16 protein-coding genes are annotated in these 13,406 nt (G+C 71.5%); 9 read left to right on the forward strand and 7 right to left on the reverse strand.

All coding sequences use genetic code 11. The features are described 5' to 3' along the window. Positions 1 to 58: 58 nt before the first annotated feature. From IE247_RS12220 to IE247_RS12235, 4 genes are all read right to left on the reverse strand, one after another. A complete protein-coding gene (locus IE247_RS12220) occupies positions 59 to 1,315 on the reverse strand; it encodes an MFS transporter (protein WP_190123047.1) in 1,257 nt (418 codons plus the stop codon). After that, positions 1,312 to 1,803, reverse strand: coding sequence for a MarR family winged helix-turn-helix transcriptional regulator (locus IE247_RS12225; RefSeq protein WP_229869067.1), 492 nt, complete (start codon positions 1,801 to 1,803; stop codon positions 1,312 to 1,314). Before IE247_RS12225 ends, IE247_RS12220 begins: the two co-directional genes overlap by 4 nt. A 65-nt stretch (positions 1,804 to 1,868) precedes the next feature. After that, complete coding sequence (locus tag IE247_RS12230; RefSeq protein ID WP_190123048.1) at positions 1,869 to 2,555, reverse strand: flavin reductase family protein; 687 nt, start codon at positions 2,553 to 2,555, stop codon at positions 1,869 to 1,871. A gap of 136 nt (positions 2,556 to 2,691) precedes the next feature. After that, entirely contained in the window at positions 2,692 to 4,158 is a 1,467-nt protein-coding gene (locus IE247_RS12235) for an FG-GAP-like repeat-containing protein (protein ID WP_190123049.1), read from the reverse strand. A 649-nt stretch (positions 4,159 to 4,807) separates the two neighbouring features. Between IE247_RS12235 and IE247_RS12240 the strand changes: the two genes are divergently transcribed. Both IE247_RS12240 and IE247_RS12245 read left to right on the forward strand, forming a co-directional pair. Beyond that, a complete protein-coding gene (locus IE247_RS12240; protein ID WP_229869068.1) occupies positions 4,808 to 5,350 on the forward strand; it encodes a hypothetical protein in 543 nt (180 codons plus the stop codon). 303 nt (positions 5,351 to 5,653) lie between these two features. Then, positions 5,654 to 6,316: an HAD family hydrolase gene (locus IE247_RS12245; RefSeq protein WP_190123051.1), complete on the forward strand. Its 663-nt coding sequence runs from the start codon at positions 5,654 to 5,656 to the stop codon at positions 6,314 to 6,316. A gap of 9 nt (positions 6,317 to 6,325) precedes the next feature. Here IE247_RS12245 and IE247_RS12250 read toward each other — a convergent pair whose 3' ends face one another. Next, on the reverse strand, positions 6,326 to 7,090 hold the full coding sequence (locus IE247_RS12250; RefSeq protein WP_190123052.1) for a class I SAM-dependent methyltransferase: 765 nt from the start codon (positions 7,088 to 7,090) through the stop codon (positions 6,326 to 6,328). Positions 7,091 to 7,262: 172 nt separating this feature from the next. On the opposite strand from IE247_RS12250, the gene IE247_RS12255 reads away from it, so the two are divergent. Both IE247_RS12255 and IE247_RS12260 read left to right on the forward strand, forming a co-directional pair. Then, on the forward strand, positions 7,263 to 7,610 hold the full coding sequence (locus IE247_RS12255) for a PRC-barrel domain containing protein (RefSeq protein ID WP_190123053.1): 348 nt from the start codon (positions 7,263 to 7,265) through the stop codon (positions 7,608 to 7,610). Positions 7,611 to 7,650: 40 nt separating this feature from the next. Next, positions 7,651 to 8,337 carry a formylglycine-generating enzyme family protein gene (locus IE247_RS12260; RefSeq protein ID WP_190123054.1) on the forward strand — a complete coding sequence of 229 codons (687 nt, stop codon included), beginning with the start codon at positions 7,651 to 7,653 and terminating at the stop codon, positions 8,335 to 8,337. A 22-nt stretch (positions 8,338 to 8,359) separates the two neighbouring features. On the opposite strand, the gene IE247_RS12265 is transcribed toward IE247_RS12260, so the two are convergent. Next, positions 8,360 to 9,010 carry a TetR/AcrR family transcriptional regulator gene (locus IE247_RS12265; RefSeq protein WP_190123055.1) on the reverse strand — a complete coding sequence of 217 codons (651 nt, stop codon included), beginning with the start codon at positions 9,008 to 9,010 and terminating at the stop codon, positions 8,360 to 8,362. A gap of 95 nt (positions 9,011 to 9,105) precedes the next feature. On the opposite strand from IE247_RS12265, the gene IE247_RS12270 reads away from it, so the two are divergent. Both IE247_RS12270 and IE247_RS12275 read left to right on the forward strand, forming a co-directional pair. Continuing rightward, the gene (locus tag IE247_RS12270) at positions 9,106 to 9,480 is read left to right on the forward strand and encodes a DoxX family protein (RefSeq protein ID WP_190123056.1); all 375 of its coding nucleotides are present in this window, start codon (positions 9,106 to 9,108) and stop codon (positions 9,478 to 9,480) included. 160 nt (positions 9,481 to 9,640) lie between these two features. Next, positions 9,641 to 10,357 carry a methyltransferase domain-containing protein gene (locus IE247_RS12275; protein ID WP_190123133.1) on the forward strand — a complete coding sequence of 239 codons (717 nt, stop codon included), beginning with the start codon at positions 9,641 to 9,643 and terminating at the stop codon, positions 10,355 to 10,357. A gap of 3 nt (positions 10,358 to 10,360) precedes the next feature. Here IE247_RS12275 and IE247_RS12280 read toward each other — a convergent pair whose 3' ends face one another. Continuing rightward, on the reverse strand, positions 10,361 to 11,023 hold the full coding sequence (locus tag IE247_RS12280; protein WP_190123057.1) for a class I SAM-dependent methyltransferase: 663 nt from the start codon (positions 11,021 to 11,023) through the stop codon (positions 10,361 to 10,363). Between the two features lie 162 nt (positions 11,024 to 11,185). Here IE247_RS12280 and dhaK point away from each other — a divergent pair, with 162 nt between their 5' ends. The 3 genes from dhaK to IE247_RS12295 all read left to right on the forward strand — a co-directional run bounded on the left by dhaK (position 11,186) and on the right by IE247_RS12295 (position 13,296). Then, positions 11,186 to 12,178: a dihydroxyacetone kinase subunit DhaK gene (gene dhaK / locus IE247_RS12285; protein ID WP_190123058.1), complete on the forward strand. Its 993-nt coding sequence runs from the start codon at positions 11,186 to 11,188 to the stop codon at positions 12,176 to 12,178. Positions 12,179 to 12,262: 84 nt separating this feature from the next. Next, positions 12,263 to 12,871 carry a dihydroxyacetone kinase subunit DhaL gene (dhaL, locus tag IE247_RS12290; protein ID WP_190123059.1) on the forward strand — a complete coding sequence of 203 codons (609 nt, stop codon included), beginning with the start codon at positions 12,263 to 12,265 and terminating at the stop codon, positions 12,869 to 12,871. Continuing rightward, on the forward strand, positions 12,868 to 13,296 hold the full coding sequence (locus tag IE247_RS12295; protein WP_190123060.1) for a PTS-dependent dihydroxyacetone kinase phosphotransferase subunit DhaM: 429 nt from the start codon (positions 12,868 to 12,870) through the stop codon (positions 13,294 to 13,296). The genes dhaL and IE247_RS12295 overlap by 4 nt, the downstream gene beginning before the upstream one ends. Positions 13,297 to 13,406 lie beyond the last annotated feature (110 nt).

A 13,406-nucleotide genomic window follows, 5' to 3' on the forward strand; every position in this document is an offset into this window, starting at 1 on the left:
CGGCCGGGTCGGACCGGTCGGGTCGGGCCGGTCGGATCGGGCCGGTCGGATCGTCGGGTCAGGAGGGGTTCGCCTGCTCGCGGTCCGGGGGCGGTGTCCGGTAGGCGCGCAGCGGGGCGTTGGCCGCCGCCACGGCGGCGACCGCCAGGGTGGCGGAGAGGCCCCCGGCGACCAGGGCGAAGGGTGCGGAGGTGGCGGAGGCCAGCAGGCCGCCCCGGAAGTTGCCGAGTTCGGGGCCCGCGACGCCGATGACGTGTTCCACGGAGGAGACCCGGCCCCGGTAGGCATCGGGGGTCTCCAGCTGGACCAGGGCGCTGCGGGTGATCACCGAGACGGTGTCGGCCGCGCCTGCCACGGCCAGACAGCAGAGCGCCGTCCACAGCGGCCCGGCCACTCCGAAGCCGGCGAGCGCCAGGCCCCAGACGCCCGCGGCGGTCAACTGCACGAGACCTGAGCGGCGTTGGCGTGTCACCGTGCCGGAGAAGAGACCGGCTGTGATGCCCCCGACCGCGACGGCCGAGAGGAAGAGGCCGAGAGGCTGTGGGTCGCCGTCGAAGCGGGCCTCGTTGACCAGGGGGAAGAGCGCGATCGGCATGGCGAGCAGCGTCGCGGACAGATCGGCGGCCAGCGAGCCCCACAGCGTCGGGCGGCGCAGGACGAATCGCCAGCCGCCGCGTTCCGCGCGGCGTCCGGGGCCCGCCGGGCCGCTTCCCTCGGGCCTCATGGGCGGGAGGCGGGTCATCGCGAGCGCCGAGATCGCCATGGCCGCGGCCTGGGCGGCGTAGGCGGCCGGGAGATCCCATCGGGCGATGATCAGCCCGGCCGTCGCGGGCCCGGCCAGCATCGCCGCCTGGAAGGAGACATTGGTCAGCGCGAGCCCGGCGGCGACCTGACCGGCCGGCAGCAGCCGTACGGGAAGGGTGCGCCGGGCGGGGGCTCCGAGGGCCCCGCACGCGGCCCCGGCGGCGACCAGGGCGAGCAGCAGCGGTACCTCGCGATTTCCGGCCAGGGCCTGGGCCGACAGCCCGGCGGCGGACAGCAGTTGGCCGACGGTGGCGGCCCGTACCACCGAACGCCGGTCGACGGTGTCGGCCAAGGTGCCGCCGAGCAGCCCGAAGAACACCATCGGCAGTCCGGTGGCGAGCCCGATGGCACCGGTGGCCGCCGGGCTTCCGGTCAGCTCCCAGACCTGGGCCAGCACCGCCACGGTGGCTATCTGGCCGCCGAGCTGGGAGGCCGCCGAGCCGATCCACAGCTCGCGGAACGGGCGGCTGTCGCGCAGCGGGCGGAGGTCGAGTAACCGGACGCCGCTCATCGCGGCGGCTCGACGAGGTGGCGGAGGATCCGCTGCCGCATCGACCGCTGTTCCAGCGCCCGCCGGACCTCCTCGACGGCTGCGGTCAGCGCGTACGGGATCTCGCCGTCCAACTCGGCGACCGTCGCGTGGGTGGCGCGCCACTCCGCCTCCAGGAACGGCACCAGTGACCGGCCGCGCTCGGTCAGATCGATTCGCCGGGTGCGGGCGTCGGGCCCCGGCTCGGAGGTGACCAGCCCCTCCTTGCGCAGGGCGGCGACGGTCTGACTGATCGCGGAGTGCGAGCGGTTCAGCGACCGGGCGAGTTCCCGGATGGTCAGCGGTCCGGTGTGGGCGAGCCGGATCAGCGGATAGGCGAACCGGGGCCGCACCCCTTCGATACCGCGCTCGACGTAGACCTGCTCGATCTCGGCGTCCATGGCGGCCAACAGCTCGTGCAGCGCCTGCCAGGGGTCGGGCAGCGCCGTGGGGTCGTCGGAAATTGTCACAGCGCTAATATAACAGCGCTGTGACAGTTTCTCGCGTCCGTCTGTCCGTCTGCCTGTCTATCCGTCTACTCGTCGGCCGCGGCCGTCCGGCGCGGCGTCTCGGAGATGCCGCTGTGGCCGAGTTCGGGGCCGAGGCCGAAGTAGTGGCGGAAGTTGTAGATCAGCGGGCTCCACGCGGCCGGTTCGATGTGCTGCGTCCCGGGCACGACGAGGCGCGGGTCCGCGTGGACCCGCAGCACACGGGCCTCGACGATCAGGAAGTCTCCCGCCAGGTCGGTCCCGACGCGCACGGCCCGGGCCTCCAGCTGGATCGGGCACTCGGCGACACGGGGCGGGCGCACCGACCGCGACGGCCGCGGAGTCAGGCCCGCCGCTTCGAACTTGGCGGGCTCGTAGCGGATCGGGCGGCCGCCGGAGGGGGCGGGCGAGGGGCGACCGGTGAGGCGGCCGAGTCGTTCGACCGCGGGCCACTGGCCGGGCTCGGGGAGGTTGATGACCAGCTCCGGCCGGGCGGCGAGGTTCTGGCCGGTCCGGCCGTCCTTGCCGAGCCCCAGGACCACGACGTCGCCGAGCGCCCAGGCCGATGACATCGGCGCGAGGTTGAACGAGCCGTCGGGGTTCTCGGTGGTCAGCAGGACGACGGGGGTGCCGAAGTAGAGGATGCTCGGGGTGATGGTCAGGTGCTCGGCGGGCTGTGCGGTGCCGGGCCGCTCGGTGCCGGGCTGTGCGGTGCTGGGCTGTGCGGTTCTCATACGGCGACCGTAGGCAGCGGACGGTTCGGCGGCGGCCGAAGCGAGGCGGTGCGACAGTGGGCCGCGAGGCCTCCTGCGGCGGGCCCGGGCCCGGGCCCGCGCGCGGTTCTTCGGTGCGCGGGCCCGGGCCGACGGCTCAGTCGGTGAAGTTCATGCCGTAGCTGGGGTAGCCGGCGGTGGAGATGCCGATCGCGCCCGGGGAGAGCGTGCGCGCCCCGGTGGTGGTGATCTTCTTCCCGTTGGAGCGGAGCAGGACGACCGAACCGTTGTAGTCGTCCTCGCCGTGGACGCCGACGGTCAGATCGCCCCTTCCGTCACCGTCCAGGTCGGAGAGGCTGACATCGCTGCCGAAGTTGTCCGACTTCTCAGGCGCGCCGGGCACACCGGCGCTGTCCTGGGAGAAGGACTGCGCCCCGGCGGTGGAGAGGCCCTTCGACGTGCCGTACAGCACGGTGACGGCACCGGCGAACTGGGTCGAGCCGACCGTCTCGCCGTACGCGCCGATCGCCAGATCGAGATGGCCGTCGCCGTTGACGTCACCGAGGCCCAGCTCGTTGCCGAAGTGGTCCGCCTTCTCGGAGGACCCGGGCACACCGGGGGTGTCCTGGGTGAACGAGTCGGAGATGCCCCGGACCGGGCCGCTCGCGCTGCCGTTGACCACGAGGACCTTGCCGCCCTTGGCGGCGGGCTGCCCGGCGGCGTCCGTGTCCTTGCTGCGGTCCCACTCCAGACCGATGACGATGTCGGCGTACTTGTCGCTGTTGAGCTTGCCGACGACGGTGATGGTGCCCGCGGGCAGCACCCGCGCGCCGCCACCGCTCAGATTGCCGCTGCGGGTGCCGCGCACCCAGTAGTTGGCGTTGAAGTCGGTGGCGGTGCTGTACGCGTTGACGACCAGGTCGGCGACACCGTCGCCGTTCACATCACCGGAGGTGAGGTAGCGGACGCCGTTGTAGGTGCCGGTGTGCACCGGCAGGCTGATGCCGTCGTAACCGCCGGTGCCGCCCGACTTGGTGAAACCGCCCCGGTAGCGGTCGACGGTGGCACCGGTGGAACCCAGGGCTATGTCGATCCTGCCGTCGCCGTCGAAGTCGGCCGTCTCGATCGACTTGGCGAAGTTGTCGTGCTTGCCCGGCGCGGGGTCCTTGATGGTCGTGCCCCCGTTGAGGCCCTTGGCCGAGCCCCAGAGGATGACGGCGGTGCCGCCGTCCTTGTCCTTGCCGACGTCTTCGCCGTAAGCGCCCACGGCGAGGTCGGCGAAGCCGTCCTTGTTGAAGTCGCCGAAGCCGCTGGCGGCGCCGAAGTAGTCGTCGGTCTCGGCACTTCCGGGGACTCCGGGGGAGTTCTGGCTGATCAGAGCGCGGTTGGTGGCGGTGATGCCCTTGGCCGAGCCGTAGTGGACGACGATCTGGCCCGCGCCCTTCTTCCCGGCGACGGCGGCGAACGCCGCGGAGACGGCGATATCGATGTAGCCGTCACCGTTGAAGTCGGCGTGCAGACCGGAGCCGGCCGCCGAAGCGGGGCTCGCGGAGATCGCCACCGTGCCACCGGTCAGCGCGACTGCGACGGCGGCGGCCAGGGCCGTACGGAACTTCTTCTGCATGCGGACGTCTCCTGCGGCATGCGGGGAGGCCGGGTCCCGGCCTCCTCAGTCAATGGGTCGCGTTCCGCCCTGTTCACCCGGGATTGTTCGCGGGTCATCCGTGCGGTCGGCGAACGGAAGACCACCTGCGAGGCAGGAGGGTTGTAGGGGAATCGGGGAAATCTTTGGGTCTTCGGTGGTTTCCGTGAAGGTGGTCGGTACGTGCGGAGTTCCTTGGCGTCGGAGGCGTCCGCCCGGGTGAGCCGTTCAGGAAGCCTGTGGCCGTGGTGCCGGCGGGTGGCCCCGCTCTGCCGCTCGGCCCGGCAGACGATCCACCGGACCACCTCGCGGACCGGCGGCGGCGTGAAGGCAAAGGTCATCGAAGCGCTGCGCCGGGCTTGCCTGCTCGTATCCACGACGACAGGCGGCACCGGCGTCCCGTACGGTGGATGCGTTTGGTGATCCCTGCTGATCGATCGAATGGGGACAGCAGTTGAACGACTCCGCTCGGCCTCGCCAGACCTGGTCGACAGCGTCAACATGGTCCGGTCGTCGGGCCACGAGCGCCGACATCTGGATCGTCTCCGGCAATCAGTGTGCCGGCAAGACAACGACAGCCCGCCTACTCGCGCGAACACTTCCGCTCGCCGCGCACGTTGAAGGCGACGAGATGCAGCGACTGATCGTCTCGGGTTGCCGGTGGGCGGTGCCCGGTGACAACGACCCCGACACCGGACATCTGACCGGCGACGCGGGTGTTCAGTACGGGCTGCGCATCCGCAACGCATGCCTCGTGGCCGCCGCGTTCGCGGATGCCGGCATTACCGCGGTCGTCAGCGACACGATCATCAACGAAGGTTTCGAGTCGCTGATCGAGGTCCTGGAGGGGCGACAGGTCCACTTTGTCACGCTCCGCCCACCCGTCGCGTTGCTACGGCAGCGTGGAATCGACCGGTTGCCCGAGGAGGTCGCGTTCCTGGCGGCCCGCTATGGCGACTCGGATCATCCCGAGGCCGCGACGCTGGCCGAACGAGTCCGCGCCGCCGCCGAGGGCCGCGCCCTCAACGAGTTCGAGGAGGTCGTGGAGCGGGGCCTCGACCGGCTGCCGCCGGTGGGACTCCGGGTTGATCCCAGTGGTCTCGATCCGCAGGATTTGGTGGACCTTCTGCTGAAGCGGCGGGCCGAGGCTGCCTGGGTGGTAAGCGCCGGGTAGATCGCCTTCGAGGGTGAGCCCCCGCCCGCTGCTCGTGGCGGTGGCGCGGCTCGGCCTGGGTGAAGGCGGTACCGACCGGAAGCCCTCGGGTCAGCCGGCGCCGGTGCTCTCCCGCGTCCCTCGCCTACGCCCGGACCGGTAAGGGCGACACCGCACTCGTGGCCCGCGTGGCGACCTCGAACGCCGACACAGCCGCCCGTGTCACCTCGGCGACGGCGAGGGCACTTTCCTGAAGCGGGGCTCGTGGAGGAAGTCCGGCACCCGCGAGGCGACCGCCTCGTGTGGTGGTGACATCCTTGGCCGATGTTCTCATCCGACCCCGTGGGCTGCGTGTTCTTCGATGTCGACGGCACCCTCGTCCCGGGCACGAGTTCCTCGGTCTTCCTGGCCGGATTCCTCGGCCATCGGGACGAGTTGGCCAGGGCCGAGGACGCCTACGCCTCCGGCGACCTCGACAATCGGCAGGTCTCCGAGCTGGATGCCAAGGGCTGGGCGGGCGTCTCCGAAGAGCGAGTCCTTCGACTCCTCGACGGGCTTCCCCTGGTCCCGGGCATCGCGGAGACCGTGAGCTGGTGCAGGCGGAACGGGTTGGTGCCCGTGCTGGCGACTCTCGCCTGGTCGCCGGTCGGCGGCTATCTGGCCGACCGCTTCGGCTTCCACGCGTTCAGCGGACCTCGTCCGGAGACCGTCGGCAACCGGTTCACGGGCCGTGTCGCCCGCCACTTCGACGAGTACGGCAAACGGGATTTCGCCCTCGCGCAGGCCCGGGCGCTGGGTTTGACTCCCGGCGTCTGCGGAGCCGTCGGGGACAGCCGCTCCGACCTGCCCCTGTTCTCTTCCGTCGCACTGAGCGTCGCGTTCAACGCCTCGTCGGGAGCGCGGGCGGCGGCGACCGTCGCGGTCGACGGCGACGACCTGCGAGAGGTGGTTCCCGCGTTGAGCAGCCTGGTCACGGCCCGGCGGTGACGATCACTGTCACGGGCGGGAGAACACGGCCACGTCGTAGCGTTCGAGGACCGGCCGGGGCCTGTCCGTCGCCTCGGCGCGGGCCGCGGCCTCCAGGCGGGCGAGTCCTCGGTGGAACTCCTCGTCGGTGAGCCGGGTGAACTTCGACTGCGGTCGGCCGATCAGCCTGGCGTGGTACGCCGCCAGGCTCGCCGTGACCGGCTGGGCGAAGGAGACGGTCTCCTCCGGGACGAACCCGGCGGAGACGAAGTCGGCGACGACCTCTTCCTCGCCCGGGAAGCGCAGCTCATCGCCGGCTCGAAGCTGCGGCCAGTAGTCGTAGACCACCGCGTCCAGCCGTTCGCGAAACGTGGTGCGGATGACCGCTCTCCCGCCGGCACGCGTCACACGGGCCAGCTCGCGGGCCGCCCGCGCGCGGTCGGGGAGGTGATGGATCACTCGGGACATCAGGGCCAGGTCGAAGACGCCCGCAGCGGCGGGGACGGACTCCGCCTCCCCCCGCAAATACCGCACGGCGGGATGCGCATGGTGGCGTCGGGCCTCGGCGAGCATCGCCTCGGACGCGTCGACCGCCACCACCTCGCTGCTCTCGATCCAGCGAGCCATCGCGGCGGAGAAGACCCCCGTACCGGATCCGATCTCGATGATCCGGGGCGCGGGGCGCCGCACATGGGAAGCGATCAGCCCGACCCAGGCCCGGAGTGACCCCTCGGGCATCTCGTTGCCACGCTCGTAGGCGCCGGCCAGTCGCTCATCGTCATAGACACGGCTCATGGGACCGATCCTGGCACGGATCGGTCCCGGTGCGCCGGTGATGAGTACCGGCCCGAGATCAGGGCAGGCGGTGTTCAGCAACGCTCAAAAACAATTCACCGGAATCGCGGGAGACGGGTGATGGAAAACCGTTGAACGCATCCGGGATCGTCGACAGAAAAGGGAGCATTCCATGTACGCGCACCTGTGGTCCTACGTTCCGACGGCCGGTCACACGGCGGACGACGACCTCACCGGATACGGTGTCGAGGCGGCGGACGGCCATATCGGAAAGGTCGACAAGTATTCCACCGAGGTCGGCTCGCAGTACATCGTCGTCGACACCGGCGTATGGATCTTCGGCAAGGAAGTGATGCTGCCCGCCGGCACCGTCACCAGCGTCGACCACGAGAGCCGGACCGTCCATGTCGCCCGGACGAAGGACGAGATCAAGGCATCCCCGGAATTCGACAAGGACAGGCACCTCGGCGACCCGGCCTACCGCGACCAGCTCGGTGGGTACTACAGCTCCGGTCACTGACCGCGCGTGGTTCCGCCGCCGCCCCTAAGATCTTCCGATCATGGACATGGTTATGGGCGGCAACGAGATGATCGCCATCCCTCCGGGGCGAGTGACGCTGTCGGACCGGCGGACGCGGCGCAGTTGGCAGGTCGAGCTCGCGCCCTACCGGCTCGGGGCGTTTCCGGTCACCCAGGCGTTGTACGCGCGGGTCACAGGTCGGCGGCCGAGTGCCGCCCAGGGCGACCGGCTCCCCGTCGAAGGGGTTTCCTGGTGGGACGCGGTGCGGTTCTGCAACGAGCTGTCCCGGCGTGAGGGGTTCACGCCCGCGTACCGCTTCCGCACCGACGGCGAAGGCGAAGGCGAAGGCGTCGAGTGGGACGCGTCCGCCGACGGGTACCGGCTGCCGACCGAGGCCGAGTGGGAGCACGCGTGCCGTGCGGGTACGACAGGGCCGCGTTACGGGGAGCTGGACGAGATCGCCTGGTACCGGGGCAACTCGCGCGAACGGATCCATGATGTGGGCGGGAAGAGCCCCAACGCGTGGGGGATGCACGACATGCTCGGCAATGTCTGGGACTGGTGCTGGGACGTCTACGACGCCGAGGTCTACGGCGAGTACCGGGTGCTCCGCGGCGGTGGCTGGTTCGATGAGCACTGGAGCTGCCGGGCCTCGGCGCGACGCCGCAGCCACCCGACCTTCCAGGTCGACGACGTGGGTTTCCGTATCGCGCGTTCGGTCGTGTGACGGCCGGTCGCCGGTCCCTGGTTCAGCGGTGCGGGCGGGCGGCGACCATCGCGTCGTGGAGTTCCCCGGGGCCGGGCGCCGGGGGCAGTGTCGACGTCGGCCGGTCGGCGCGGCAGGAATCGAGGAGCAGCGCGACGAGGCGCTGCCACGCGCCCGGTGCGGCGTGGCGGGTCGAGGACAGCACTCCGGCGTTGGCCATCAGGAACAGCATGACGTCGCCGCTCGTCAACTCGGGGCGCAGGCTGCCCTGTTCCTGAGCGCGGCGGATCAGCGCGTCCACGGCGGCCAGGGCGCGGGACCTCGGCTCCTCCATGCCCGGTGAGTCGGGGAAGCAGGCGGTGAAGCCCTCGGTCACTCCGCGGTCGGCGGCCTGCATGGCGCAGACGTGTTCGACGAAACCCCGGAATCCGTCCCACGGGTCGGCGGCGAGCGAGGCCTCCTCGGCGAGACGGGCCAGTTCGTTCATCCGGTCGGTGAGGACGGCCTCGATGAGCGCCTCCCGTTCGGGGAAGCGCCGGTAGAGCGTGGCGATGTTCACCTCCGCCTGCCGGGCGATCTCCTCCAGTGGCGCCCCGAGCCCGCGCTCCGCGAATACGGTGCGCGCCGCCGATGTGATGCGCGTCCGGTTGAACTCCGCGTCCTTGCGAAGCCCCCGGCGCTCGTCCGATGTCATGCGCCCATCCTACAAGTGAAGGATCGACTGCGGTTCTGCTAGGTTGACGCCCGCCATCAAAACGCAGGCATCCCTTCACTTTTGGAGAACGCACCGTGAACGTCGTTCTGTGGGTCGCCCGGGCCCTCCTTGCCGTGCTGTTCGCCGGAGCGGGCGGCATGAAGATCGCCCTGCCGCCGGACTCGCTGATTCCACTGATGCCCTGGGTCGTCGACTTCGCCCCGCTCGCGGTACGGGCCATCGGAGTGGCCGAAGTACTCGGCGCGGCCGGGCTGATCCTCCCCGCCGCCACCTCGATCGCCCCCGTGCTGACCCCGATCGCCGCCGCCGCGCTCGGTGTCCTCATCACCGGCGGAACGGTCGTGCACCTCGCCAGATCCGAGCACCCGGCCGCCCTCGCCAACATGGTGGTGCTCGCGGCAGCCGTACTGGTCGCCCGGGACGGATTCCGGCGCCTGGCGGCCCCGTAGGGCCCGCAGGGAATCCACCGTCCCACTGTGCGTGCGCGGCCCGCGATCCTATGCTGACCACCGGGGGGCGGAGACGACCTGAAGGGCATGCCTCATGAAGGCGGCGGGCAGGGGAACGTCAGCGGTGAGGTCCGGGGTGAAGTCAGGGGTCAAGCGGCTCCTGGGACGCGCCGGATTCGACATCGTGCGCAGCACCAACAACCTGGGAGGCGTCGACGACTTCATCCCGTTCGAGGCGACGATGCGAGCCGCGCGGGCGGCGGGCCTCTCGGTCGGCGACCACATCGACCAAGTCATGAACGGCACACCCGGCGCCACCCAGTCCACCATCGACGAACTGCGCGCCCTCGGCGTCTTCGCCGCCGCCCCGGACACCGTGCTGGAGATCGGTCCCGGCTCCGGCCGGTATCTGGAGAAGACGCTGAAGGAGTGCTCGCCGAGCCGCTACGAGATCTACGAGACGGCCGCGCCCTGGGCCAGCCATCTGGTGGAGACCTTCGGCGTCGTCGCCCGGCCGGCCTCGGGGAGCAGCCTCGCCCCGACACCCGACGCCAGCGTCGACCTCGTCCAGGCCCACAAGGTCTTCAACACCGTGACCTTCCTCTGCGCCTCCCGCTACTTCTTCGAAATGGCCCGGGTCACCCGCCCCGGCGGCCGAATCGTCTTCGACGTCATGACCGAGACCTGTCTCGACCCGGCCACCGTGCGCGCCTGGGCCACCCAGGGCGGCGCGGGCCACGACTCCTATCCCGCCGCGATGCCCCGCCGCACCTGCGTGGACCTCTTCGCGACCCTCGGCTGCGTCCTGGAGGCCGGCTTCCTCGCGCCCATGGGCGTCGCCTCCACGGAGGTGCTCGTCTTCGCGAAGACGGCTTGACCCTCAGACCGAAACCGGAAGGTCCTTTCGGACGAGCAGGTGAATCGCCTGAAACTGCCGCAGGTCCGCGGGCCGGGGCTCACACACCATCCGGGCCACCTCGGCCAGCCCCGATTCGAGCAGCATCGCGGCGAGACGGTCGGGCCACCACCGATACGCGGGCGCGACCGCGTGGTCGAAGACCCGCGTCGGGCGGGAGGGGTCGCCGCCTGCCCAGAAACCGAGCAGGAGGCAGCCGCCGGGCGCCAGCACCCGGTGGAACTCCGAAAGGACGGCCGGGAGTTCCCGCGGCGGGGTGTGGATGATGGACCAGCGCGACAGTACGCCGCCCAGCTCACCGTCGGCGAAGTCCAGCGCGGCCATCGAACCGACGTCGAACCGCAGGCCCGGATACGCCCGCCGAGCCAGCCCGATCATCTCGGGAGAGGCGTCGACGCCGGAGACCTCCAGCCCCAGCCCGTCCAAGTACGCGGTGACATAACCGGGCCCGCACCCCAGGTCCGCGACCCGACCGCTCCCACTCGCGCGCGAGAGCTCGGCGAAAGCGCCCAAGAGCGCGCGGTCGAGGGGCTCGTCGCGCAACGAGTCGGTGAACCGGTCCGCGTAGACGGGGGCGACGGCGTCGTACGCGTCGCGGACGAGACTGAGGGCATCGTGTTCGGCCATGCCCGTGACCGTACCCCTGGCGTCCCTGGCGCTGTTGCCCCATTCGGCCCTTGGCGCTCGCACGGGCCGGGTGGCGATGCCCCGCCCCGCCCCGCGTCCCGCCCATACTGGGCGGATGCCGCCCGCTCCACGGGCCCTGACCGGCCATCAGAGGAGATACCGATGAGGATGCTGATCAACACCCCGGAGACCGTGGTCGCCGACGCCCTGCGCGGGATGGCCGTCGCCCACCCCGAGCTGCGCGTGGATGTGGAGAACCGGGTGGTGGTGCGGCGGGACGCGCCGGTGGCGGGGAAGGTGGGGATCGTGTCCGGGGGCGGGTCCGGGCATGAGCCGCTGCACGGGGGTTTCGTCGGGCCGGGGATGCTGACGGCGGCCTGTCCGGGGGCCGTTTTCACGAGTCCGGTGCCGGATCAGATGGTGCGGGCGGCACTCGCGGCCGACAGCGGGGAGGGGGTGCTGTTCATCGTGAAGAACTACACCGGAGATGTGCTCAATTTCGACATGGCCGCCGAACTCGCCGAGGAGGAGGGCGTACGGCTGGCGAAAGTCCTGGTGGACGACGATGTCGCGGTCACCGACAGCCTCTTCACGGCGGGGCGGCGAGGTACCGGGGCGACACTCTTCGTGGAGAAGATCGCCGGGGCGGCGGCCGAGGCGGGCGCGCCCCTGGAGGAGGTGGCGGCCGTGGCGCGGCGGGTGAACGAGAGCTCGCGCAGCTTCGGTGTGGCCCTCAGCTCGGTGACGACTCCGGCGAAGGGCACCCCGAATTTCGATCTCCCGGACGGTGAGCTGGAGTTGGGCATCGGGATCCATGGGGAGCCCGGGCGGGAGCGGCGTCCGATGATGACCTCGCGCGAGATCGCCGATGTCGCTCTGACAGCGGTGGTGGAGGACCGGCCGCCGACGGGTCCGGTGCTGGTGCTGGTGAACGGCATGGGGGCGACCCCGCTGCTGGAGCTGTACGGGTTCGCGGCGGAGGTGGGCCGGGGGCTCGCCGAGCGGGGGATCGAGGCCGCCCGTACCCTCGTCGGGAACTATGTGACCTCGCTCGACATGGCCGGCTGCTCGGTGACGCTCTGCCAGGTGGACGAGGAGTCGCTGCGGCTGTGGGACGCTCCGGTGCAGACCGCCGCGCTCCGCTGGGGCCGCTGAGGGCCGCTGAGCCGAACGGGTATCGACCGGACCGACCGGGGTCTACCGGGATCTACCGGGAAACGACGACCGCAGGGAGTTCATGTGCTCGACGCCGATTTCTTCCGCCGCTGGCTGATCGCCTGTGCCGCCCTGGTCGACCGTGACGCCGCGCGGCTGACCGAGCTGGACTCGGCGATCGGCGACGCCGACCACGGCAGCAATCTCCAGCGCGGTTTCACGGCGGTGGCGGCGGCCCTGGAGAAGGAGCCGCCCCCGACGCCCGGGGCCGTGCTGACGCTCGCGGGCCGGCTGCTGATCTCGACCGTGGGCGGTGCGTCCGGTCCGCTGTACGGGACACTGCTGAGGCGTACGGGAAAGACCCTCGGCGACGCGGCCGAGGTCACGCCCGCGCGGCTGGCCGAGGCCCTGCGGGCGGGGGTGACCGCCGTCGCGGAGCTGGGCGGGGCGCGGCCCGGCGACAAGACCATGCTGGACGCGCTGGAACCGGCGGTGGAGGCCCTCGGCTCCGCCGACGCGCCGTTCGCCGCCGCCCGGGAGGCCGCCGAGCGGGGCGCGCTGGCGACCGTGCCGATGCGGGCCCGCAAGGGCAGGGCCAGCTATCTGGGCGAGCGCAGCATCGGGCATCAGGATCCCGGCGCGGCCTCGTCGGCGCTGATCGTGGGCGCGCTCGCGGAGGTGGCGGCCGGATGAGCGGGGACGGCCGGACGGCGGTCGGCGGGCAGGTCGGCATCGTGCTGGTCTCGCACAGTGCCAAGGTGGCCGCCTCCGTCGCGGAGCTGGCCAGGGGGCTGGCGGGCGGGGGCGCGACCGCGCCCGTCACCCCGGCGGGCGGCACCCCGGACGGCGGGCTCGGCACCAGCTCCGAGCTGATCGCCCGGGCGGCCCACGCGGTCGACGGCGGTGCGGGGGTCGCCGTGCTCGTCGATCTCGGCAGCGCGGTCCTCACGGTGAAGTCGCTGCTCGCGGAGGGCGACGAACTGCCCGGCGGAACCAGACTGGTGGACGCTCCCTTCGTCGAGGGCGCGGTCGCCGCCGTGGTGACGGCCTCGGCGGGCGGGGATCTCGACGCGGTGGTCGCGGCGGCGGAGGAGGCGTACGGCTACCGCAAGATCTGACGGACAGGACACAGGGCGGCGGTCGGTGAGAGGACCCCTCCGAGCTGTCGGCGCGCGGCGGTGGACGGGGAGCGGTACGAGACCGTCCGCGAGTGAGCGTACGACCGCTT

It is taken from the genome of Streptomyces inusitatus, from assembly GCF_014651115.1.
In the GTDB taxonomy this organism is placed as follows: Bacteria; Actinomycetota; Actinomycetes; order Streptomycetales; family Streptomycetaceae; genus Streptomyces; species Streptomyces amakusaensis.